The sequence below is a fragment of the Streptosporangium brasiliense genome (genome assembly GCF_030811595.1).
GTDB classification, from domain to species: domain Bacteria; phylum Actinomycetota; class Actinomycetes; order Streptosporangiales; family Streptosporangiaceae; genus Streptosporangium; species Streptosporangium brasiliense.
This window is the reverse complement of sequence record NZ_JAUSRB010000002.1, coordinates 105,824-128,219: the sequence shown is the minus strand read 5'-3', so window position 1 is coordinate 128,219 and position 22,396 is coordinate 105,824. Positions and strand designations below refer to the sequence as shown.

Here is a 22,396-nt window from a genome sequence, read left to right as displayed (position 1 = left end):
CCGATCATCGGCCCCTGGCTTCTGTTTTCATAGTCCGACGGGACGCGCCCGGCCGCGCCGGACGGCCGGCACCGGGCGCTCCACCGGCGGTCAGCGCCGGACGCTCCACCGCTCGTGGGCGCTCCACAGACGCCGCCAGAGCTTGGCGCGCTCGGCGGGGGTGACGTCGTCCAGCGGCATGCCGAAGACGTCGGCTAGCAGTTCGAAGTAGTCGCGCTCGGTCTCCACGGTCATGGTGTGCTCGCGGTCGCCGAGCCGGGTGAGGACCAGGCCCCGCAGGATGTCGACGCCGCCCGCGTCGCGTCGCTGGACCGTGGCCACACGCACGAAGCCGGACTCGGGCGAGGTGGACAGACGCTCGTGCGTCGCCGCGAACGCCTGCATCTCGGCCCGCTCGGCGCGGAAGTCCAGGCCGAAGAAGGTGCCGCGCGGGTCGTGGTCGAACCGCCAGCCGCCGGGCTCGGCCTGCGAGGGGCGCACGCCGTAGGTGAACGGGCCCTGCCGGTAGACGCCCTCGACGAGCGGGAGCGGGTCGTGGAACCCGTCGCCGAGTCCCTGGTCGACCATCCACCGGCCGCCGGGGTTGTCCTCGGAGGGCAGGCCGGAGACCGTGAGGGAGAGGTGGCCGCCGTCGGCGCCCGCCGGGTCCCCGGCGGTGTGCTGGGGCCCGCCGAAGTGGCGGGTCACCTGGTAGCCGAGCGCCTCAAGGAGCAGGGAGAAGGCGCCGTTGAGGTGGAAGCAGTAGCCGCCGCGCCCGCCGATGATCCGCGCGGCCGACTCCACGGGGTCCACCGTCGTGGGACGGCCCAGCCAGATCTCCAGGCATTCGTACGGCACGCGCTCCATATGCGCCCGGTGCAGCAGGTGCAGGGACTCCACGCTCGGAGGGCCGTCGACCTTGGCCCCGATCCTGCGGAGGTACGCCGTCACGTCGGTCACTTCGCCACCATAACGGCTGATTATCTGATTGATATCCGGGTGGACCGTCGGTACGCTGACCGTCCCTTCGAGCACCAAAAGGAGGTGAGGAGCAGATGTTCGCCATCGTGGTCACGCGCTCCCGCCTCGGGCGACAAGCCGCCTGAGAGCCGGAGAGCGCACGCTTTCTGGAGTTCTGACGTGTCTGACCTGTTCTTCCGCCCGCTCGGCGCGGGCGAGTACGACCTGTTCCACAGCTACGGTCCGTTGCCGGCCTCCGGCGTCGGCGCGCGCGGCATCCCCTTCGACGAGCTCGGCTACCGGCCGGACTGGCTCTGGGTGGCGCTGCGCGGCGACGAGGTGGTCGCCCGGGCCGCGTTCTGGGGCCCGCCGGGCTCCGAGCATCCCTTCAGCCTCGACTGGTTCGACCCGGGCACCGGGCCCGACCGGGTCGAGGTGGGCGCCGCCCTGCTGCGGGCCGCCTACGCCGCGCTGGTCACCCCGGAATACTCCGCCCCCTCCGGCGAGCGGCCCGACTTCCACCTGTTCCTGCCGGTCGACTGGCGTGAGCGGCCGGACGCCGTCGCCGACGTCGCCGACCGGGTCGAGGCGGCCGAGCGGGCCGGGCTGCGCCACTCCGTCGAGCGGCTCAACCTGCGCTGGATCCCCGACTACGGCCTGCCGCCCAGGTCGACCCGGCTCACCTTCACCCCGGCCGAGGACGACGGGACCGTGGTGGACCTGCTGGCCAAGATCGCCGAGGGCAGCCTGGACGCCTGGGACCGGCGGAACCTCGCCGAGAAGGGGGTGCGGGCGACCGCGGAGGCGACCCTGGTCGACGTCGCGGGGTTCCCCGGCGGACGCCACCGGTGGCGGCTGGCCCACGACGCCTCCGGTGATCTGGTCGGCATCGTGATGCCCACCCGGAACTCCAAGTTCGCGACGATCGGCTACATCGGGGTGGACCCCGCCCACCGAGGTCACGGCTACGCCGACGACATGGTGGCCGAGACGCTGCACATCTTCACCGCCGAGGGTGAGCCCGAGGTGAGGGACTCCACCGACGTGGGCAACACGCCCATGGCGGCCTCGTTCGCCCGGATCGGCTACCAGGTCGTCAGCCGTCGGATGATCATGATCTGACCCGGCGGGGCCTCCGCGCGGGCGGAGGCCCCGCACCCGCGGGCGCACGCCGCGGTCTCGGACGGGTACGTGCGCAGAACCTTCACAATTCACCACAGGCCGCCTGCACAGGACCGGTCTACGCTGCCCGGCATGACACTCCCTCAACGACGTGTCCTCGTGGTGGAGGACGACGAGACGATCGCGCGGGCCGTACGGCACCGGCTGGCCGCCGAGGGCTTCGACGTCCAGGTCGTCGGTGACGGCCAGGAGGCGCTCGCCGCCTACGCGGGGTCCGCGCCCGACGTGGTGGTGCTCGACCGGCTGCTGCCCGGTCTCGACGGGCTGGAGGTCTGCCGGCGGATGCAGGCCGCCCGGCCGGTGCCGGTGCTCATGCTCACCGCGCTGGGGGAGGAGACCGACCTGCTCGTGGGGCTCGGGGTCGGGGCCGACGACTACATGACCAAGCCGTTCAGCATGCGCGAGCTGGTCGCCCGGGTGCACGCGCTGCTGCGGCGGGTGGAGCGGGCCTCCCAGCTCGCCGTGGCGGACCCGGTCATCCGCGCCGGTGACGTGGAGATCGACACCGCCGAGCGCCGGGTCTACGTGCGGGGCGCCGAGGCCCAGCTCACCCGGACCGAGTTCGACCTGCTCTGCCGCCTCGCCGAGCGGCCGGGCCAGGTGTTCGAGCGGGAGCGGCTGCTGGCCGACATCTGGGGGTTCTCCGAGGCCGCCGCGACCCGCACGGTCGACAGCCACGTGCGCGCCCTGCGCCGCAAACTGGGGCCGGGCGTCGTCCGGACCGTCCACGGGGTCGGATACGCCCTCGTCCGCCGCTGAGCCGGCCTGCGTCCCCGCCACTCCAACACAGGGATGTGACGACCATTGAGACCTCTCGACTTCCTGGGCCGGATCAAGGCCAAGCTCGGCATGGTGATCGTGCTGGCCGTGGCGGCGGCGTTCGTCGTCAACGAGGTCGGCATCAACGCCGGCTACTCGCGTGACGTGCGGGTCGCGGTGGCCGTGGTGCTGGCCCTGATCATGGTGCAGCTGCTGGCCAGGGGGATGACCAGGCCGCTGCGCGAGATGGCCGCCGCCGCGCAGACCATCGCCAAGGGACGCTACGGCCTGCGGGTCAGCGCCACCTCCCGGGACGAGGTCGGCGAGCTCGCCCGGGCCTTCAACGCGATGGCGGCCGACCTGGGGGAGGTGGACCGGCAGCGGCGCGAGCTGGTGGCCAACGTCAGCCACGAGCTCCGCACGCCGATAACCGCACTCCGCGCGGTGCTGGAGAACGTGGTGGACGGCGTCTCGGCACCCGACCAGGCGACGCTGGAGACGGCGCTGGCCCAGACGGAGCGGCTCGGCCGGCTGGTGGCCCAGCTCCTGGACCTGTCCCGGCTGGAGTCGGGCGCCCGGCTGATCGAGCCTGAGGACGTCGAGCTCGCGCCGCTGTGCGGCCAGGCGCTGCGTGAGGCCGTGCTGGCCGGCGGCGGGGTCACGGCCCGTTGCGAGGTGCCCGAGGGGCTGAGCGTCCGGGCCGACTCCGACCTGCTGGCCCAGGTGCTGGCGAACCTGCTGGACAACGCGGTACGGCACAGCCCCGACGGCGGGGCCGTGGTGCTGTCGGCCGCCGCCGAGGGGACCGGGGTACGGCTGCGCGTGACCGACCAGGGACCCGGGATCCCGGCCGAGGACCGGGCCCGGGCGTTCGAGCGCTTCTCCCGCCTGGACGCCGGCCGTGCCGCCGACGGTGGCGGCGCCGGTCTCGGGTTGGCCATCGCCAGGGAGATCGTCGAGCTCCACGGCGGCTCCATCCGCGTCGAGGACGGCGCCGGCTGCCGCGTCGCGGTCGACCTTCCCGGAAGGATCACGACCCTCCGGCCCGCGTCCCCCGCCTCCGGCCTCCCGGCATCCGCGTCCGAGCTCCCGCAGGCCGCCGCCTCCGGGTCCCTCGGGTCTCCTGGGTCTTCCGCGTCCGAGCTTCCGCAGGCTGCCGCCTCCGAGTCCCTTGAGTCTCCTGGGTCTTCCGCGTCCGGGTCTCTGGTGTCTACCGCCTCGGGTCTCCCGGGGCCCGCATCCGAGCTCTCGCCGGCTGCCGCATCCGAGTCCCTCGTGTCTCCCGGGTCCTCCGCCTCCGGGGCTCCCGTGTCTCCCGTGCCTGAGCCCCCTCCGGCCGCCGTCCCCGAGTCCCTCGGGTCTCCCGGGGCCGGGTCCCTCGTGCCTTCCACGCCCGGGACCTTCCCGTCTCCCGCCCCCGGGGCGGTCAGGCCCGCGCCGTCCGCCCCGGGCGGCCCCGGGCCCGGGCACGCGGGCGTCCCCGTGCGTCCCGTCCCGCGGGCCGCCGGGCAGGTTCCGGTGCGCAACTGGGGCGGGGCGGTCGCCGGCGTCCTCCTCGGCGGCCTCGTCGGCCTTCTCTGCGGCGGGGTCGTGGGGATCGCCGTCGGGCTCATGGTGCCCGTGCTGGGCGCGCTGGCGGGCGTCGGCGTAACAGTGGTCGGCGGGTTCATCGGCACGGTCATCGGCGCCACCACGGTCTCGGGCGAGGCTTGGAACGCCTACGGGCCGCCCGCCCCTCTCCCCTCGGCGCAGCCGCCCGCCGCGGGGCGCCCCGCCGTACCGGGGCCGGGCGGCGCGGGGCCGGGTGCCGGGCCGGTGACGGGGGCCGGGCCCCATCCTCACGGAGGCGGCCCGCCCGGAGGTTACGTGGCACCGCCGATCTTCCCGAGGCCGGAGCTGCCGCCCACCCCCCGCTGGCTGCTGCCGGTGTGCGCCGGGGTCGGGCTCGTCGCGGCGGTCGCGCTGCCCTACAGCGCCATGGGGCTGGGGTTCGTGCTCGTCGCCGTCGTCATGGGGGCGGCGCTGCTGCCGGCCGTGCGCCAGAGGGTGACCCCGTGGTCGGCGGGGCTGGGGGTGCTCGCCTACGGGCTGGTCGCAGTGGCGGTGTTCAGGGACGCGGACTGGCTCGTCGGGCTGCTCCTGCTGGCGGGGTTCCTGCTGGCCGCGCTCGCCCTGTCGGGGGCCGGGGCCGGCTGGCTCGCGGTGGCCAGGGGCGGTGTCTCGGTCGTGCTGGGGCTGCTGCCCGCCCCCTGGTTCCTGGCCGCGCCGATGAAGTCAGTGCGGGGGACGGCGCTGCGCAGGCGGGTGGTGCCCGTGCTCGTCGGGATCGGCCTGAGCGTGGTGCTGGTGGTGGTGTTCGGGGCGCTATTCGCCTCGGCGGACGCGGTCTTCGCCGCGGCCGTCGAGCGGGTGTTCGCGGCGCGGGGCTGGGCGGACTCGGTGCCGCTGCGGATCCTGCTGTTCGCGGTGTTCGGGGTCCTGGCCGCCTCGGCGGCACTGGTGGGCCTGCGCCCGGCGGCGCGGCCGCAGGCTCCGGGCCTGCGGCTGAAGGTGAGCCGTGGCCTCTGGGTGACCCCGCTGGCCGCGCTGAACCTGCTGTTCGCGGTGTTCGTGGCGATGCAGCTGACGGTGCTGTTCGGCAGCTCCCGCTGGGTGGTGTCCGCCACCGGGCTGACCTACGCCGAGTACGCCCGCTCGGGGTTCTTCCAGCTCGTCGTGGTCAGCGTGTCCGTGCTGGCGATCGTGGCGGTCGCCGCGGGGGCGCTCAGCCTCGCGGGGCGCGACCGGTGGCTGATGGCGGGGCTGCTCGGCGTGCTCTGCGCGCTGACCATGGTGATCCTGGTCTCCGCGCTGCACCGGCTGGGCCTGTACGTCGAGGCGTACGGGTTCTCGCGGCTGCGGGCCTCGGTGGGGGCCGCCATCTGGTGGCTGGGCGCGGTCTTCGCGCTGATCCTGATCAGCGGTGCGGTACGGCTGACGCGGCGCGGGGGCGCCGGGTGGCTGCCCAGGACCCTGGTCGCGATGACCGGGGTGGCGCTGCTGGCGTTCGCGGTCTGGAACCCGGACCTGCGGGTCGCCGAGACCCAGCTCGCCGTCCGGGGCGTGGACCGGATCGACCAGGACTACCTGGGCGGTCTCGGCGCGGAGGCCGTACCGGCGCTGGACCGGCTGCCCGAACCGGCCCGCAGTTGCGTGCTGCGGGAGGTGGTCCGGGACAACGGCCTGTCCGCACCCGATCCCTGGAACGGCTGGAACCTCGCCCGGCAGCAGGCGCGGGAGCTGCTCGGCCGGCGGCCGGTGCGCACGGACGTCACCTGCCCCCGGACGCTCTCCCGGCTGGACATCCCCTACCAGGACTGAGGCGGTACGGCTCCCGCCGGCGGGCGGGAGCCGTACCGGACGGGCGGGTCAGGGCACCCAGTGGTTGCCGGTCACCGTGATCATGACCTGGAGCTGGATGCTGGTGGAGAAGTAGTCGTTGGAGGTGAACGGGGTGGTCAGCATCTTGTTCCACAGGGCGTCCAGCCAGGCCTGGCTGCCGGAGTCGGTCATCGCCGCCACCGCGAACGGGGCGAAGTAGGCCGGCTCGCTGCCGCTGGAGATCTGCGTGCCGTTCAGGGAGTAGCCGACGGCGATCTTGTTCGGGTCTCCGCCGGTCTTGCCCTTGATCCAGGTGTTCAGCTTCCGCGCGGCGGCGAGCGACTTGGCGTCGCCGCTGGTCACCGCGTCGGCGCCGATCCGCCACGGGTCACGGCAGGCGTTCCACCAGTACTTGCCGTCGTTGGGGTCCTCCAGGACCTTGCCAGGGGCGGGCTTCGGGGTGGTGTTGGTGTTGACCACGAAGTCGGCCAGCAGGCCGGTGCCCGCGGCGTAGGTCGCCTGCTGGGAGGCGATGAGGTTCTGGTGGTTGGCGCGGATGGTGTCCCAGGTCGCGTCGCCGGTGGCCGTGCGGAACGCCCTGAAGTGATCGATCATCCAGTCCGAGGAGCGGCTGATCCAGTAGTACTGGTCGCCGGAGCTGGTCCAGTCACCCAGCTTCATCAGCTTGGTGGTCGGGTTGACCTCAGCGGCCTTGATGGCGTTGATGTGCTTGATCGCGAGCTGCTTGTAGTCGTAGGCGCCCGCGCTGCCCCACTGCCGGTCGGCCAGGAGCAGGCCGTAGGCGACGTCCAGGTCGCCGTCGGTGGCGGAGTCGCCACCGTTGACGCTCTTGCAGGAGGTGTCCTGCTCGGCGGCGAGCAGGCCGGGGGTGACCGACGAGGGGTGGGCCAGGACGTACTTCAGCAGGCCGTCGAAGATCTTCTTGGCGTCGGGGTCGGCCCCCGCCATGGTGGCGGCGATGACCATGCCGTAGCCCTGGGCCTCGGCCACGTACGGGTGGTCGGCGTCGGGGGAGATGATCTGGTACCAGCCGTTGCCGCAGTTCTGCTTGACGAAGGCGGCCTTCCAGCGCTTGTAGTAGTCGACCACCTTCTGGTCGAGCGCGGCCTGGCTCCCGCCGGGCCGCAGCATCCCGGAGGCGTAGGGGATCGTGTGGCCCCCGAAGGGCACGGCCGGTCCACCGGAGGTCGGGGTCGGAGTCGGAGTCGGCGTGGGGGTCGGGGTGGGGGTGCCGCCGGTGCTGCCGTAGACCTCCATCTCGTACAGCGAGTAGCCGTAGGCGGTGCCGCGGGCCGTGCCGTACAGCCGGACGTAGCGGCCGGTGCCGGACAGGGCCAGGTCGTCCACGGCGCCGTCGCCGGAGCTGGTCGAGTAGACGTCGGTCCAGGCCGAGCCGTCGGCCGAGGTCTGGATCCGGTACGCCTTTCCGTAAGCGGCCTCCCAGGTCAGCTTGACCCGGGAGATCGTGGCGGACTGGCCCAGGTCGACGCGGAGCCACTCGGGGTCGTGGCCCTCGGCGGAGGCCCAGCGGGTCGAGCCGTCCGCGTCGAAGGCGTTGCCCGGGGCCAGCGTGGAGTCCTCGCTGGAGGAGGCGGTGGCCGGACGGCCCTGGGACAGGAGGGAGTCGGCGGCGAGGCCGGGCGGCGCCGCCAGCACGGACACCGACGCGATCAGGGCGAGCGCCAGTGCCGGGACGAGGATGGTCGAGGGGTGACGGAGACGCGGTCTCGCATGCACAGGGTCCGCCCTCTCTGCGGTCATCTAGTTAGGAAAGGTTCCTAACTAGATGAAGATGGCATCATTCCTGCCGCGCCGGGGTCAAGGGGTGGGGGGGCCTAATTATCGCCGTCCGGGCCGTCCGGAGCCGTCCGGCCCGGGCGCCGGGCCGGGTGGAGGTGTGCCTGGATGCATGGGGTTCCCGGTGAATGATTGAATCCCAACATGTCATTCGATGTGTTGATCAAGGGCGGCCAGGTGCTGGACGGCACGGGCTCCCCGGCCTTCCGGGCGGATGTCGGCATCACCGGAGACCAGATCGTCGCGGTGGGCCGGCTGGCCGGGGCGGAGGCCGCGACGGTGATCGACGCATCAGGCCGGCACGTCATGCCGGGCCTGATCGACTGCCATGCCCACGGCGACGCCCTGGTGTTCGACCCGGGGGTGCAGCTCGCCGCGCTCCGCCAGGGTGTGACCACGTTCGTCCTGGGCCAGGACGGCCTGTCCTTCGCCCCCGCCTCCACCCCGGAGACCTTCGCCTACGCCACCCGCTACTTCGCCGCGGTCAACGGGACCCACCCGTCGGCCGACGGGCCGCTCGGCGTGCGCGAGCTGCTGGACGGCTACGACCGCGCGACCGCGCTGAACACCGCCTACCTGCTGCCGCACGGCACGATCCGCTACGACGTGATGGGCGCCGCCGAGCGGGCCGCGACCCCCGACGAGCTGGCGGGGATGCTCGCCCGCGTCGAGCGCGGCCTGTCGGAGGGGGCGGTGGGGCTGTCCACCGGACTGGAGTACGCCCCCGGACGCTACGCCGACGCCGAGGAGATCGCCGCGCTCTGCGCGCCGCTGGGCGCCCTGCCGTACGTCACGCACATGCGCGGGTACGGCGCGCAGGCCGGGACGGGCATGGCCGAGGTGACGGACATCGCCCGGCGCTCGGGCGCCGCCGTGCACGTCTCGCACTACCACGGTCCGGCCTCCGCCCTGCTGCCGCTGGTGGACCAGGCCCGGCTCGACGGGCTGGACGTCACCTTCGACACCTACCCCTACCTGCGCGGCAGCACGATCCTGGCGATGGTCGCGCTGCCGTCGTGGATCCCGGCCGCCGACACCGACCGGGCGCTGGAGCTGCTGGAGTCCGAGCCGGTCGACTGGGACCCGGCGCTCTGGCCGCGGATCACCTTCTCCCACGTGCCCGGGGCCGAGTGGGCCGAGGGGCTCTCGCTCCCGGAGGCCGCCGCCAAGGCCGGCCTGGAGCCGGGCGAGTTCTGCCGCCGCGTCCTGATCGACACCCGGCTGGAGGCCGGCTGCGTGACGGCCCGCCCCGACGAGGGTCCCGAGGGCGAGGAGTCGGTGCGCGCGATCCTGCGCCACCCGGCGCACACGGGCGGCTCCGACGGCATCTACGTCGGCGGCCACCCCCATCCCCGGGGCTACGGCGCCTTCGCCCGCATGCTGGGCCACCACGTCCGCGAGACCGGCGACTGGACCCTGGAGCAGGCCGCCGTCCACCTCGCCTCCCACCCGGCCCGCCGCTTCGGTCTCGCCGGCCGGGGGCTGGTCCGCGCCGGGCAGGCCGCCGACGTCGTCGTCCTCGACTCCGGGGCGGTCTCCGACCGGGCGACCTACGCCGCCCCGCGCACCCTGGCCGTCGGCGTCGGCGACGTCCTCGTCTCCGGCGTCCCCGTCCTGGCGGGAGGAGAGCTCACCGGGGCCACCCCCGGACGGGCGCTGCGGCCCTGAGGATAGGGTCCACCAGAGCGGACGAAGGGGGCATCGCATGAAGGGGATCGTGGATCCCGGCAGGGCAGTCGGATCGTCGCTGTTCGGAGGGGCGTTCAGCTTCCCCGTCATGGTGGCGCACCGCAGCGCGCTGGAGCACAACATCGCGACGCTCGCGGCCTTCGCCGCCGAGCACGGGATGATGCTGGTCCCGCACGCCAAGACGACCATGTCGCCCCAGCTCGTCCGGGCCCAGCTCGACGCCGGGGCGTGGGGGCTGACGGTCGCCACCCCCAGCCAGGCGCTCACCCTGCGCGAGTTCGGCGTCTCCCGGATCATCATCGCCAACCAGGTCTTCGACCCGGCGGGGCTCGACGCCCTCGCGGCGCAGCTCGCCGAGGACCCGTCGTTCGAGTTCCTCTGCTTCGTGGACTCGGTGGCCGGGGTGGAGACGCTCGCCAAGCACGCCGGGGCCAGGCCGTTCCGGGTGCTGGCCGAGCTCGGGCACGAGGGCGGGCGGGCCGGCAGCCGCACACTCGGCCGGCTGCTGGAGGTCGCCGCGGCGGCGCAGGCGGCCGACGGCGTGGAACTCGCGGGCGTCGCCGGGTACGAAGGCTCGCTGACGTCGGCCGCGGAGGTGCGGGCCTACCTGCACCGGATGCTGGAGGCGCTGGAGCACCTGCGGGTGCGCGACCCGATCCTGTCGGTGGGCGGGAGCCAGTGGTTCGATGTGATCGGCCGGGAGCTCGCCGCCTGCCAGGCGAGGATCATGCTGCGCAGCGGCGCCTACGTCACCCACGACGACGGCTACTACCGCGAGCGCACGCCCTACACCCGGATCGGGGGCGAGCTGCGGGCCGCGCTGGAGATCTGGGCGCACGTGCTGAGCATCCCCGAGCCGGGCCTGGCCGTCGTCGGGTTCGGCAAGCGGGACGCCCCCTTCGACGAGGGCCTGCCGGTGCCCCGCGGAGCCGTCGCCGACGCCACGGTGCTCAAGATGCAGGACCAGCACGCGGTCCTGCGGCTCGCGCCGGACTCGAAGGTGAAGCCGGGAGACCTGGTCTCGTTCGGCATCTCCCACCCGTGCACCGCCTTCGACAAGTGGCGGGTCATGCCGGTGGTCGACGACGACTACATCGTCGTCGACCTGATCGACACCTATTTCTGATCCCTGAGCGTTTTCCCCGGTCGCTGATCCCAGCGATTCCCGTTGTTCCCGGTTAACGGTTAAAGGAGTGGTGACATGAGTGGCAAGCAGGAGCTGCGGACCGACGAGGGCGCGGCGCCGATCGGGGCCTATTCGCAGGGCCTCGTGGTCGGGGACTTCGTCTACACCTCGGGCGCGGGCCCCCTGGACCCCAAGACCGGCGAGGTCGTCGGGGCGGACGTGGCCGAGCAGACCCACCAGGTGATGCGCAACCTGGGCGCGATCCTCGCCGCCCACGGTCTGGGCTTCGACGACGTGGTGAAGTCGACCGTCCACCTCCAGCACCTCAAGCGGGACTTCGCCGCCTACAACGAGGTCTACAAGTCCTACTTCACCCAGCCGTACCCGGTCCGCACGACCGTCGGCTCCGACTTGATGGACATCCTTGTCGAGATCGACTTCGTGGCCTACAAGCCGCGTTAGAGTCTGACCGACTGCGTGGGAGGGCGGCGGCTTGGACAGCTCGCTATACGTCTATGTCGAGGACGTGCGCGGGGAGGGCCTGGACAAGGTCCTCGACCGCATCACCGGATACGGCGTGGCGGGCGTGACCGTGGCCGCTGCCTACCACTGCGCCCGTGACGTCACCCCCCACGGCCGCCCCCGCGTGACGATCCGCAGGGACGGCGCGCACTTCACGCCGCCCGAAGACCTGTTCGGCGAGCTGCGCCTGGTCCCGCCCGTCCAGGAGGGCGCCGGGGAGCAGCCGCTGGCGGCGCTGCGCCTGGCCACCGCCGAGCGCGGCCTCAAGCTGCACGGCTGGACCGTCTTCCTGCAGAACACCACGCTCGGCCTGGCCAACCCCGACGTGACCGTGCGCAGTTGCTTCGGCGACCGGGGCTCGCCCGCCGACCTGTGCCCCTCCCACCCGGACGTCCGCCGCTACGCGGTCGCGCTGGGCCGGGCGGTGGCCAGGCAGGGGGTCGACAGCGTGGTCGCCGAGGCGCTGCACTTCGGCACCTTCGGCCACGGCTACCACCACGAGCGCAGCTTCGTCCCGCTCGGGCCGATGGACGTCTTCCTGCTCGGCCTGTGCTTCTGCGACTTCTGCATGCGCCGCGCGGCCGACCTGGGCGTCAACGCCGAGGTGGCGCGCGAGGAGTGCGCCAGGGTCGTGGGCGGCGTGCTCGACGGCGACCCGCCCGCGCAGGGCGAGGTGACCCGGGCGGCGCTGACCGCCTACGCCGGGCCCGAGGTGGTCGCCTACGCGCGGGCCCGCTCGGAGGTGGTGACCTCGCTGGTCTCGGAGGTCTCCACGGCCGTCGGCGCGGAGGGCTCCAAGCTGGTCTTCCTCGACGCGACGGGCGCGGTCAAGGGCTACGCCGAGGGCCTGCCCTCGGGAGGGCTCGCCGCGCACGACTCCTGGCAGCTCGGCGTGGACCTGGTCGCCCTCGGCGACCTGGTGCCCTCGCTGGGCGTGCTCGCCTACGCCCGCGACGCCGGCAGGGTCGGCGACGACGTGGGCGCCTACCGCCGCTCGACGGGCAAGGACAAGGAGCTGCGGGTCGTGCTCCGGCCCGGCCTGCCCGACACCGACTCGGCCGACCGGCTCGCCGCCAAGGTCCGGGCCGTCCGGGCCGCGGGGGCCGACGCGGTCGACTTCTACGCCTACGGGCTCATGCCGTACCCGATCCTCGACCGCATCCCGGGCGCGCTCGCGGACTGACCGCCGGGTCTGAGCCGATCCAGCTGTGGGTGTGTTCGCGGACTGACCGCCGGGGCTGAGCTGATCCGGCTCCGGGCGTGCCCGCGGACCGACCGCCGGGTCTGAGCTGATCCAGCTGCGGGTGTGTTCGCGGACCGGCCGGACCCACGCCCGGGGCGCGTTCCCGGACCGCCCGCCCGGGTCCTCAGCGGCGGCCGGCGCGCTCTCGGGTCAGGCCGTCGAGGACCGTGCTCACCGCCTCCGCGGCGAAGCCGTCGTCGAGGGGGAGCCCCCGGAAGACCGTGCGCAGCCATACCGCGCCGGCGAGCAGATCCATGATCAGCATCGGGTCGGCCGTGCCGGGCAGCTCGCCGCGCCGCCTCGCGCGCTCGAAGACGGCCTCCTCCCCGGCGAGCCGGTCGGCGAAGAAACGCTGGGCCGCCGCGGCGAGCTCGGGATGGTGTACGGCGGCGCCGAGCGCGGCCACCGCGACGTCGGCCGCCGGGGGCCGCGTGAGCAGCGCGGCCATCCCGTGGACCAGCGCCTCCAGGTCCGTCCTGAGGCTGCCGGTGTCGGGCGGCTCCATCGCGAGCAGGTCGGCCTCGACCAGCGCGGCGGCCAGCAGCGCCGCCTTTGACGGCCACCACCGGTAGATCGTGGTCTTGTTGACCCCCGACCGCTCGGCCACCCCCTCCACGGTCAGCCCCTCGTAGCCCTTGGCGGCGAGGAGTTCGAGCGTCGCCTGGAAGATCTGCTGTTCCTTGCGCGGTGCCATGGGGCCGAGTGTAGCAACGCAACGGTGCGTTGTGTTTCAATAAGTGCAACGCACCGTTGTATTTGGAGGTCAGTGATGCCGCCCGTCGTCCTTGTCCACGGGATCCGCGTCAGCGGGACCATGTGGGGCCCCGTCATGTCCAGCCTCGACCGGCCCTCGGCGGCCGTCGACCTGCCGGGCCACGGGACCCGTCGCGGCGAGCCGTTCTCGATGGACGCGGCGGTCTCGGCCGTGGCCGACGCGATCGACTCCCTCGGCGGACGGGCGCTCGTGGCGGGGCTCTCGCTGGGCGGCTACGTCGGCATCGCCGCCGCCGAGCGCATCCCCGGGCGGGTGGCCGGGCTGGTGGCCATGGGATGCACGGCCCGCAACGCGTCGACGGCGTGGATCTACCGGTCCGTCGCCGCGCTCGCCGTGCGCGACCCCGCCCGCGCGGACCGGATCAGCTCCCACGTCCTCCGGCGCGTCCTGCCCGGCCCGGCCGGCGCGGCGATGGTGGCGGGAGGGCTGTCGTGCGAGGTGCTGCCGCAGGCCGTCGCGGCCGTCGCCGGGCACGACCAGCTCGCGGCACTGGCCGCCTACCCCGGACGGGTGTGGCTGGTCAACGGCGCCCGCGACCCGTTCCGGAGCGACGAGCGGGCCTTCCTGCGCGCCTGCCGGGACGGGCGGCTGATCCTGATCCCCCGCCGCGGGCACCTGGGCGTGCTGCGGGACCCCGGGCCGCTGGCCCGCCTGCTGGGGGACCTGTGCGATCAGCTTGACCGGCCGGAGAGGGCGGTCGCGGCGCCGAGTCCCAGATAGACGATCCCGCTGAAGCGGCGCAGCAGGTCCGACCGGCCGCGCAGCCGCCCGCCGAGCGCGCCCGCGCCGGCGGCGTAGACCATGTCCGAGATCAGGCCGAGGAGCAGGAGGGTGCCGCCCAGCAGGGCGATCTGCAGCGGCACCGCCCCCGCCTCCGGACGCACGAACTGCGGCAGGAACGCCAGGAAGAACAGGACTACCTTGGGGTTGAGCACGTTGACGACCACGCCTTCGAGGAAGATCGCGCGCAGCGGCTGCGGCGCGGCCTCCTGGGCGGTGAGCTCCTGCTTGCCGGTCAGGGTCCGCACACCCAGATAGACCAGGTAGACCACTCCTGCCCATTTGATCACGTTGAAGAGCGCGGCGGACCGGGCGATCACGTAGGACAGTCCGGCCGCCGCCGCGGCGATGTGCACCAGGGTGCCGACCTCCACGCCGAACGCGCTCGCCAGCCCGGCGGCCCTGCCCTGGGCGATGGCCCGGGCGGCGATGTAGAGATGGTTGGGGCCGGGCACCAGGACCAGCGCGAGGGACGCCACGATGAAAACCAGGAATGTCGACATGGAGACCATGGCTCCGACATTAGAGGCGCCCCGATCTCCGCCACGAAGGCCATTCGCGGGCGCCGTCGGTGGACCATTCAGCCTGATGTCGGCAGACCGTGACATACTCCCGGCGTGGAGTGGCAGAAAGGGCAAAGTGCTCTGATCGGGCGGTTGGCGGAGCTTGATCGCCTGGTCGCCGTGCTCGACTCGGCAGCCGGCGGGCTGGCGGGGGTGGCCCTCGTGGGGGGCGACGCCGGCATCGGCAAGACCCGGATGGTGACAGAGCTGAGCGAGCGGGCCGAGGCGGCCGGCTTCGCCGTACTGGTCGGGCAGTGCGCCGAGCTCGGCGACGCGCTGCCGTACCTCCCGCTGGCGGACGCCCTGCGCGACGCGCGGGGTGAGCTGCGCGCGGCGCTCGACGCCCGGCCCGTCCTCGGGCGGCTGCTGCCCGGCGGCACCGACCTTGGCCCGGAGACCGCCTCCGCCCTCACCCAGCAGCAGCTCTTCGGCTCGATGCTGGGGTTCCTGGCCGCGCAGCCCGTGCTGCTGGTCCTGGAGGACCTGCACTGGGCCGACCAGTCCACCCGCGACCTGCTGGTCTTCCTCAGCCGGATGCTGCAGACCGAGCGCGTCTGCCTGGTCGGCACCTACCGGACCGACGACCTCCACCGGCGCCACCCGCTGCGCCGGGTCCTGGCCGAGCTCAAACGTCTCCCCCTGGTGACGGCGGTCGAGCTGAGCCCGCTCGACCGCGGTGAGATGGCCGACTACCTGACCTCCCTCGGCGGCGGCGACGCCCAGATGATCGGCGAGGTCGTCGACCGGGCCGAGGGGAACCCGTTCTACGCCGAAGAGCTCCTGGAGGCCGCGATCGAGGGCTCCTCGATGACCGACGGCCTGACCAGCCTGCTGCTCTCCCGGGCGGAGCTGCTGTCCGACGCCGCCCAGCGGGTGCTCCGGGGGGCCGCCGTCGCGGGCCGGCGGGTCGACCACGACCTGCTCCGGGAGGCTTCCGGCCTGGAGGAGCTGGCCTTCGAGGAGGCCATGCGGGAGATCGTCTCACGCGGGCTGCTCCGCCCCAGCGGGGAGTACGGCTACGCCTTCCGGCACGCCCTGCTCCAGGAGGCCGTCTACACCGACCTGCTGCCGGGCGAGCGGACCCGCATGCACTCCGCGTTCGCCCGCCTGCTCACCGCCCGCAGCGGCGCCGCCGCCGAGCTCGCCTACCACTACCTGGCCGGGCACGACCTCGCCGAAGCCCTGTCCGCCTCGGTCGAGGCGGGCCGGCGGGCCGAGCGGCTCGGCGCCCCCGCCGAGGCCCACCGCCACTTCGAGCAGGCGCTCGGCCTGTGGGACCGGGTCCCCGACGCCGAAGCCCTGGCCGGGATGGACCGCGTCCGGCTCGTGCTGCGCACCGCCGCCGCGGCGGCCGACATGGGAGACAACCACCGGGCCACCGCCCAGGTGCGGGAGGTCCCCCCGACGGCCGAGTCCTTGGAAAGGCTCGCCTACTACCTCTACGACTCCGACGACGTGCCGAAGGCGATCGTGGCCGCCGAGGCGGCCGTGGCCGCGGCCTCACCCGGGACCGCCGCCCTCGCCAAGGCGCTGGCCACCCTCTCCCGCACGCTCAGCTGGGGCCCGCGGCACGCGGAGGTCAGGCCCCTCGCCGACCGCGCGCTGGAGGTCGCCAGGGCCACGGGGGCGAGCGACGCGGAGAAGGGGGCGACGATCGTGCTGGCCTCCTGCGCGGAGTTCGAGGGCGACCGCGCCCTGGCGGAGGAGCTGTTCGGATCCGTCGCCGTCCAGGGCTCCGGCGACCTGGCCATGGACCTGCGCGCGATCTTCCACCACGCCCGGACCCAGTTCGAGCGCGGCTCCATGGCCACCGCCGCCGTGACCGCCGATCGAGGTGTGCGGTTGGCCATGGAGTCCGGGCTCTCCTGGAGCACCTACGGCACCGACCTGCGCTTCCTCCAGTTCCTGATCCACTACATGGCGGGGGAGTGGACGCAGGCCCGGGAGACGGCGGCCGGGTTCGGCGTGCGCGTCGGCAAGATCCCCGAGGCCATCCTCTCCTCCTTCGCGCTGTTCATCGAGGTCGCCATGGGGACGCCCGCGGTCGAGGAGCGGCTGACCTGGCTCCGGCCGTTCTGGTCGGACGCCCTGGTCGCCTACATGTCCCGGGGCATGGCCGCCGAGCACGCCCTCTGGCGGCAGGACCCCGGGGCCGCCCTGGAACACACGACCGCGGTCCTGGGCGCCATGGACCCCGCCGACGCCGGCAACATCCGCATCGGCGCGGTCGCTCTCTGGGCGCTGGCCGACCTGGGCCGTACCGACGGCGCCGACGAGCTGCTCGCCCGCGCGCGGCGGGCGGCCCGGCCGGGGATGGGGTTCGAGGGGCGAGCCTGGCTGGCTCGGGCGGAGGCCGAATGGCACCGCGTGCACGGCCGTGCCGACGTGGAGGCGTGGCGTGCGGTGGTCGAGGCGTTCGACGTCGGGTTCGTCTACGAGGCCGCGCGCGCCCGGTGGCGGCTGGCCGAGGCGCTGCTCGCCTCGGGCGGACGCGCCGAGGCGCTGAAGGAGTGGGAGCGGGCCGTCGCGGACGCCACGTCACTGGGCGCCAAGCCGCTGGGCGAGGCTCTGGCGGAGCTGGGCCGCCGGGCCCGGTTCACCTCGGCGCAGCCGGGCGTGCTCACCGGCCGGGAGCAGGAGGTGCTCGCGCTGGTGGCCGAGGCCTGCCCAACCGCGAGATCGGCGAGCGGCTGTTCATCGCGCAGAAGACGGTGAGCGTGCACGTGTCCAACATCCTGGGCAAGCTCGGCGTCTCCTCCCGGACCCAGGCCGCCGCCCTGGCCCGCAAGGAGGGACTGATCTAGCCGCTGCGGGTGGCCAGCGCCAGGTCGCGGACGACCTGGATGAGCTCGGCCGGGTCGAACGGCTTGGTGAGATAGGCGTCGACCCCGATGCCGAGCCCTCGGCGCTTGTCGTCCTCCTGCGCCCGCGCGGTGATCAGGACCACCTTGATGTGCCGGGTCCCCTTGTCGCCGCGCAACCTGGTGGCGGTCATCCACCCGTCCAGCCGGGGCATCATGACATCCAACGTGATCACGTCGGGCATCACGTCGAGCACCCGGTCCAGGCAGTTCTGCCCGTCGTAGGCGGTCTCCACCTGGAACCCCTCCAGGGTCAGGTTGACCGCGATCAGCTGTCGGATGACCTCGTCGTCATCCACCACCAATACCTTGCCCAGAACCTCGCCCACGGCGGTGAGGCTAACTCTTCGGAGCCGGGTCACGCGCGGTTTTCGGCGGATGCGTACGGACGACTGTCCACCGAGGGCAGGTCCCGAAGGGGCGGAGACCGGTTTCCAGGGGATGCCGGAGGTTCCCCGATCTTCCCCTGGGCCGTCACCCGGGCCTCCTCCACAGGAGCCCGGGCAGGGGCGGCGTGGGGCCTATAGGTGGGGTGGGGGCTGTGGACAGTTGGGTCACCCTCCGCAGCTGTGGACAGCCCGCTGGGCGTCCACAGAATCTGGTTCGGCTCCTTGGGGGAGGCCCCGTCCCGCACATCCTGAGGCCTCGATCGTTCATCGAGCCCAGGGAGGGCACGCATGATCACGACAATCCTCACCGCCACCGTCCTCATGGCGACCCTCGCGGGGAGCCCCGAAGTGCCCGCGGCCCGCCCCTGCGCGCAGGCCGCCGAGGGCTGGAGGCGGCTGCTGGCCGAGATGGAGCTGCCGGCCGGACTCCGGAGGTGGCTCGGAGAAAGGGGCCGGGCCGCGCTCACCGGCGCCTGCGAGGCCGCCCGCACAGGTTCGGGTTCCCCGCCCCGGGCCGGCCAGGCCGCGACGGACAGTGCCCTCTCCGCCGCGGGAGGCGCCCTCTCCGCCATGGGCGGTGCCCGACCCACGAGCGCCTCCGGCACCCCCGGAGACGCCGTCCCTTCGGGCTCCGGGTCTGCTGGGGGTGCCGTCCCTTCTGGCTCCGGATCCTCCAGGAGTGCTGCCTCCATCTCCGAGTCTCCCGACGTCACCGTCCCTTCGGGCTCCGGGTCTGCTGGGGGTGCCGTCCCTTCCGGCTCCGGATCCTCCAGGGGCGCTGCCTCCAGCTCCGAGTCTCCCGACGTCACCGTCTCCTCCGGCTCCGGGTCTGCTGCGGGTGCCGTCCCCTCCGCCTCCCCTGATGTCGCAGACCCCTCCAGCTCTCCGCCTCCCTCGCGAGTCCGCCAGCCGGCCGTCGTCTCCTCCGCGGAGCCGGAGGTGTCTCCTTCCCCGGCTGCCTCCTCCCGCCCCTGGGCCACACCCTCCTCCCGCCCCTCGGCCACCCCCTCCTCCCGTCCTTCGGCCACGCTCTCTCAGCAGCCGGACAGGCCGTCGCCGGGGCAGACGGCGGCGGCCGCGGCGCTCCGCCAGATCGGCAGGCCGTACGTCTGGGGCGGAGGCTCGACCGCGGGGCCGACCGGCGGTGGCTTCGACTGCTCCGGCCTCGCCCTGCACGCCTGGTCCAGGGCGGGAGCCGTGCTCACCCACTACACCGGCAGCCAGTTCAGGCAGGGGCGTCGCGTGCCGTTCTCCCAGCTCCAGGCCGGAGACCTGGTCTTCTTCGGCGGCGGCACCGGAGACCCCACCCACGTGGGCGTCTACGTGAAGGACGGCGTCATGGTGCACGCCCCCAAGCGCGGTGACGTCGTCAAGACGACGGACTTCGCCGCCTCCGCCTACTACCGCTCGCGCTACCGAGGGGCGGTCCGCCCAACCCCCCGGACGGCCACCAGGTAAAGACCGGCGCCCCCAGATCACCGACTTCGCGCTGCGAGTGTCTGTTCACCTCAAGATGCTGGTAATCTAATCACTCGTTGGCCCCCTTAGCTCAGGGGATAGAGCACCGGCCTCCGGAGCCGGGAGCGCAAGTTCGAATCTTGCAGGGGGCACACCAGCCAGGCCAGCCCGAACACGGGTTGATCTGCAGTTAGAACGCCGAAACGGGCGGGACTCCAATCTCACGGAGTCCCGCCCGTTCTCGTTGACGCTCACTGGCTGTGGACCAGGTGTGGACCATGATCATGTCGCTGCTCACCCACGCGAGCTCGTGACCGCGTCCGAGGCAGGCCAGTCCCACGTCTCGCACCACGGGTGCTCGGCCGTAAGGCCGCCGGCCTTCGCGACGGTCGAACGGCCCCCAGCCACGCTGAGAGCCGTTCGCCGCGTCCAAGGAGCGGGAGATCAGACGCCGAACGCCGCCGGGTAGCGGATGACGCCGCTCGGGACCGGCCGTTCAGGGTCGAGGGTGAGCGCCATCATGTACTTGTCCTCGACGTCGAAGGGCGGGCGGATGCCGTACCCGGAGGCCGGGGTGAAGCCGAAGCGCGGGTAGTACTCGGCGTGGCCGAGCACGACCACCAGGTTCTCGCCCTGCTCGCGGGCGGCGCGCAGAGCGGCGCGGATGGCGGCGGAACCCGCGCCCCGCCGCTGATGTTCGGGCTTGACGGCGCACGGGCCCAGGGCGAGGGCGGGTGAGTCGCCGACGTGGCAGCGGGTGAGCAGCGCGTATCCGGCGAGATCGCCGCCGGGGGCCTCGGCCAGCCAGGACATGCCGGGCAGCCACGCCTGCGGGTCGGCCCGCAGCGCCTCGACGAGGTCGGCCTCGTGCGAGCTGGGGAAGGCAGCAAGGTTGATGTCGCGGATGGCGGCGACGTCGCCGGTGCTCTCGGGGCGGGTGGTCCAGGAAGGGGTCATGGTCGGGTCCGTCTCCTTGTCCTTCTGCGGATGCAGGACATAGCCGGTGTACTGGTAGTCCGCGCCGTGCTCGCGGCGCATAGTGATCTCTTGCAGGGTGGCCGCGACCGCCTGGCGCATCCCGGGTACGGCCAGGTCGGCCGCGTGGGCGCGCTGTGACAGCGGCGTGTAGTACTCCTCGAACCAGTCGCGGTCGGGGAGCGGATACACCGCGGCGACGGCGTACCCCGCGGCGTGCGCCGCGGCGATGTTGCGCTCCCGTGTGCGCAGCGGATACGCCTGATCCCAGAACGCGCGGGCTTCGGCGGAGGGGGAGTCGGTGCTCCATTCGCATTCGGTGACGACCAGCCGGCCACCCGGGGCGAGCAGCCGCCGCCAGGAGCGCAGCGCGGTGTCGAAGCCGATGATGTACGCGGACCCTTCGGCCCAGATCAGGTCGGAGCTCTCGTCCGGGAAGGGCAGGTCCGCCATCGACGCCCGTACGGTGTGGACGACGAGGCCGCGGTCGGCGGCGGTCCGTGCCAGTCCGTCGAGGTACGGCTGATGCAGGTCGACCGCGGTGACCTCGGCGCCGGCCTGGGCCAGCACCAGTGAGGAGCGGCCCGGCCCGCAGCCGATGTCCAGCACGCGCGGGCGCGGCGCCAGCGGCCCGGCCAGGGACAGCAGGTGGCGGGTGGTCGCGTCGGAGCCGGGGCCTTGACGTGCCAGGTTGTCGTGCAGGGCGAAGAGCGCCGCCACTGTGGGGTCGCCGATCGGGTCGTGCGGGCTTTCGGGCATGGTGGTGCGGGCTCCTGGTGGACGATGAGCGGTCGGGGAGGTCGGTGGGACGCGGCCGGTCATGGCTGCTGGTCCCGGAACCTGTAGGTGGCGCGCAGATGACTGGTGATGGCCTTCTGCCGGTTGACGCGCTCGTCGCGCAGCCGGGCATCGGTACGTGAGGCCGCCCAGGCGTTCTCCCGTTGCAGCTTGCGGTAGCTGCGCAGGCGACGTTCGGGCAGCTCACCCGCCGCGATGGCGGCCTGGACCGCACATCCTGGCTCGGTGCCGTGGGCGCAATCGCCGAAGCGGCAATACGCGGCGAGGTCTTCGATCTCGGCGAAGACCTGTTCCAGGCCGTCGGCGGCGTCGTGCAGGCTGATCCCGCGCAGGCCGGGCGTGTCGATGAGGACCCCGCCGCCGGGCAGGGGGAGCAGCTCGCGGCGGACGGTGGTGTGGCGGCCCTTGCCGTCCTGCGCGCGTACCGTGCCGGTGGCCAGCAGCTCCTCGCCGAGCAGCGTGTTGCCGAGGCTGGACTTGCCCGCACCCGAGGGGCCGAGCAGCACGGTGGTGCCGTGCACCAGCGCGGCCAGCACGTCGATGTTGTGACCCGTGGCGACGCTGGTGACCAGGATGTCCACGCCAGGTGCCAGCGCGCCGGCCTCGGCGTGGACGGCCTCGGGGTCGTGGGCCAGATCCGCCTTGGTCAAGACGATCACCGGCTGCGCCCCGCTCTCCCAGGCCAGGGCGAGCAGCCGCTCCAGTTTGGCCGCGTCCAAGGGCGTGGCCAGGGACAGGGCGATGACGACCGTGTCGACGTTGGCGGCGAGCACCTGCCCGTGGGAGGACCTGGACGCCGACGAGCGCACGATCGCGCTGTGCCGCGGCAGCAGCGCCACCAGGTGCGGCTCGGCGCCCGGGCGCAGCGCGGCCCAGTCGCCGGTGCAGGGCGTCAGGAGCGGGTCGGGCGGGTACGGCGCGGCGAACGTGGCCCGTGTCGGGCCCGACGCGGTGATCGCCGTGCACAGGCCGCGATCGACCCGGGAGATCCGGGCCGGCACGAGGCCCGCTCCGTGATGTTCGGTGAAGGTTCGGTCGAGTGCGTCGGTCCACCCGTACCGGGACAGGCCGGATGGATCGGTGTATGTGTGTGGCAACGTGAGACCCTTGCGGAGAAGGGGCCCCGACGAGACGCGGACATCACCCCGCCTGCTGAGCC

Annotated in this window: 16 protein-coding genes, 1 tRNA gene and 2 pseudogenes; 11 read left to right on the top strand and 8 right to left on the bottom strand. The window is 73.3% G+C overall.

Going from position 1 to position 22,396, the window contains the following annotated elements; translation table 11 throughout:
* Window positions 1–90: 90 nt before the first annotated feature.
* Entirely contained in the window at window positions 91–939 is an 849-nt protein-coding gene (locus J2S55_RS09125) for an arylamine N-acetyltransferase family protein (RefSeq protein ID WP_306858715.1), read from the bottom strand.
* Window positions 940–1,119: 180 nt separating this feature from the next.
* Here J2S55_RS09125 and J2S55_RS09120 point away from each other — a divergent pair, with 180 nt between their 5' ends.
* From J2S55_RS09120 to J2S55_RS09110, 3 genes are all read left to right on the top strand, one after another.
* The gene (locus J2S55_RS09120) at window positions 1,120–2,061 is read left to right on the top strand and encodes a GNAT family N-acetyltransferase (protein ID WP_306858714.1); all 942 of its coding nucleotides are present in this window, start codon (window positions 1,120–1,122) and stop codon (window positions 2,059–2,061) included.
* 132 nt (window positions 2,062–2,193) lie between these two features.
* Window positions 2,194–2,880: a response regulator transcription factor gene (locus tag J2S55_RS09115; RefSeq protein ID WP_306858713.1), complete on the top strand. Its 687-nt coding sequence runs from the start codon at window positions 2,194–2,196 to the stop codon at window positions 2,878–2,880.
* 45 nt (window positions 2,881–2,925) lie between these two features.
* Window positions 2,926–6,240 carry a DUF4153 domain-containing protein gene (locus J2S55_RS09110; RefSeq protein ID WP_306858712.1) on the top strand — a complete coding sequence of 1,105 codons (3,315 nt, stop codon included), beginning with the start codon at window positions 2,926–2,928 and terminating at the stop codon, window positions 6,238–6,240.
* 48 nt (window positions 6,241–6,288) lie between these two features.
* Here the strand turns inward: J2S55_RS09110 and J2S55_RS09105 are convergent, their stop codons facing one another.
* A complete protein-coding gene (locus J2S55_RS09105; protein ID WP_306858710.1) occupies window positions 6,289–7,998 on the bottom strand; it encodes a glycosyl hydrolase family 8 in 1,710 nt (569 codons plus the stop codon).
* Window positions 7,999–8,202: 204 nt separating this feature from the next.
* Between J2S55_RS09105 and J2S55_RS09100 the strand changes: the two genes are divergently transcribed.
* The 4 genes from J2S55_RS09100 (at window position 8,203) to J2S55_RS09085 (ending at window position 12,578) form a co-directional block, all read left to right on the top strand.
* The gene (locus J2S55_RS09100) at window positions 8,203–9,726 is read left to right on the top strand and encodes an N-acyl-D-amino-acid deacylase family protein (protein WP_306858709.1); all 1,524 of its coding nucleotides are present in this window, start codon (window positions 8,203–8,205) and stop codon (window positions 9,724–9,726) included.
* 37 nt (window positions 9,727–9,763) lie between these two features.
* A complete protein-coding gene (locus J2S55_RS09095) occupies window positions 9,764–10,873 on the top strand; it encodes an alanine racemase (RefSeq protein ID WP_306858708.1) in 1,110 nt (369 codons plus the stop codon).
* A gap of 75 nt (window positions 10,874–10,948) precedes the next feature.
* The gene (locus tag J2S55_RS09090; RefSeq protein WP_306858707.1) at window positions 10,949–11,335 is read left to right on the top strand and encodes a Rid family detoxifying hydrolase; all 387 of its coding nucleotides are present in this window, start codon (window positions 10,949–10,951) and stop codon (window positions 11,333–11,335) included.
* A gap of 31 nt (window positions 11,336–11,366) precedes the next feature.
* Window positions 11,367–12,578, top strand: a complete 1,212-nt coding sequence (locus tag J2S55_RS09085; RefSeq protein WP_306858705.1) for a hypothetical protein — start codon at window positions 11,367–11,369, stop codon at window positions 12,576–12,578.
* Window positions 12,579–12,762: 184 nt separating this feature from the next.
* Here J2S55_RS09085 and J2S55_RS09080 read toward each other — a convergent pair whose 3' ends face one another.
* Complete coding sequence (locus J2S55_RS09080) at window positions 12,763–13,332, bottom strand: TetR/AcrR family transcriptional regulator (RefSeq protein WP_306858703.1); 570 nt, start codon at window positions 13,330–13,332, stop codon at window positions 12,763–12,765.
* A gap of 75 nt (window positions 13,333–13,407) precedes the next feature.
* Here J2S55_RS09080 and J2S55_RS09075 point away from each other — a divergent pair, with 75 nt between their 5' ends.
* Window positions 13,408–14,133 (top strand): alpha/beta fold hydrolase, encoded by a 726-nt coding sequence (locus J2S55_RS09075; RefSeq protein WP_306858701.1) that lies wholly within the window; start codon window positions 13,408–13,410, stop codon window positions 14,131–14,133.
* On the opposite strand, the gene J2S55_RS09070 is transcribed toward J2S55_RS09075, so the two are convergent.
* Window positions 14,085–14,696 (bottom strand): LysE family translocator, encoded by a 612-nt coding sequence (locus tag J2S55_RS09070; RefSeq protein WP_306858699.1) that lies wholly within the window; start codon window positions 14,694–14,696, stop codon window positions 14,085–14,087. The genes J2S55_RS09075 and J2S55_RS09070 overlap by 49 nt on opposite strands.
* A 141-nt stretch (window positions 14,697–14,837) precedes the next feature.
* Between J2S55_RS09070 and J2S55_RS09065 the strand changes: the two are divergent.
* A pseudogene (locus J2S55_RS09065) lies at window positions 14,838–17,560 on the top strand (helix-turn-helix transcriptional regulator).
* Here J2S55_RS09065 and J2S55_RS09055 read toward each other — a convergent pair.
* Complete coding sequence (locus J2S55_RS09055; RefSeq protein WP_306858693.1) at window positions 17,557–17,946, bottom strand: response regulator transcription factor; 390 nt, start codon at window positions 17,944–17,946, stop codon at window positions 17,557–17,559. The pseudogene J2S55_RS09065 and the gene J2S55_RS09055 overlap by 4 nt on opposite strands.
* A gap of 999 nt (window positions 17,947–18,945) precedes the next feature.
* Between J2S55_RS09055 and J2S55_RS09050 the strand changes: the two genes are divergently transcribed.
* The gene (locus tag J2S55_RS09050) at window positions 18,946–19,464 is read left to right on the top strand and encodes a C40 family peptidase (protein WP_306858691.1); all 519 of its coding nucleotides are present in this window, start codon (window positions 18,946–18,948) and stop codon (window positions 19,462–19,464) included.
* Window positions 19,465–19,544: 80 nt separating this feature from the next.
* Window positions 19,545–19,616, top strand: a tRNA-Arg gene (locus J2S55_RS09045).
* Between the two features lie 292 nt (window positions 19,617–19,908).
* Here J2S55_RS09045 and J2S55_RS09040 read toward each other — a convergent pair.
* The 3 genes and pseudogenes from J2S55_RS09040 to rsgA form a co-directional block, all read right to left on the bottom strand.
* Window positions 19,909–20,421: a GNAT family N-acetyltransferase gene (locus J2S55_RS09040; RefSeq protein WP_306875270.1), complete on the bottom strand. Its 513-nt coding sequence runs from the start codon at window positions 20,419–20,421 to the stop codon at window positions 19,909–19,911.
* Window positions 20,422–20,724: 303 nt separating this feature from the next.
* Window positions 20,725–21,198: pseudogene (locus J2S55_RS09035) on the bottom strand (class I SAM-dependent methyltransferase); the annotation flags it as partial.
* A gap of 59 nt (window positions 21,199–21,257) precedes the next feature.
* Window positions 21,258–22,238, bottom strand: coding sequence for a ribosome small subunit-dependent GTPase A (rsgA, locus tag J2S55_RS09030; protein ID WP_306858689.1), 981 nt, complete (start codon window positions 22,236–22,238; stop codon window positions 21,258–21,260).
* Window positions 22,239–22,396 lie beyond the last annotated feature (158 nt).

Bases quoted from the DNA above. Each gene is read 5' to 3' on its own strand.
- J2S55_RS09100 (WP_306858709.1), top strand. From the start codon at position 8,203: ATGTCATTCGATGTGTTGATCAAGGGCGGCCAGGTGCTGGACGGCACG.
- J2S55_RS09075 (WP_306858701.1), top strand. From the start codon at position 13,408: ATGCCGCCCGTCGTCCTTGTCCACGGGATCCGCGTCAGCGGGACCATG.
- J2S55_RS09070 (WP_306858699.1), bottom strand. From the start codon at position 14,696: ATGTCGACATTCCTGGTTTTCATCGTGGCGTCCCTCGCGCTGGTCCTG.
- J2S55_RS09090 (WP_306858707.1), top strand. From the start codon at position 10,949: ATGAGTGGCAAGCAGGAGCTGCGGACCGACGAGGGCGCGGCGCCGATC.
- J2S55_RS09040 (WP_306875270.1), bottom strand. From the start codon at position 20,421: ATGACCCCTTCCTGGACCACCCGCCCCGAGAGCACCGGCGACGTCGCC.
- J2S55_RS09115 (WP_306858713.1), top strand. From the start codon at position 2,194: ATGACACTCCCTCAACGACGTGTCCTCGTGGTGGAGGACGACGAGACG.
- J2S55_RS09095 (WP_306858708.1), top strand. From the start codon at position 9,764: ATGAAGGGGATCGTGGATCCCGGCAGGGCAGTCGGATCGTCGCTGTTC.
- J2S55_RS09080 (WP_306858703.1), bottom strand. From the start codon at position 13,332: ATGGCACCGCGCAAGGAACAGCAGATCTTCCAGGCGACGCTCGAACTC.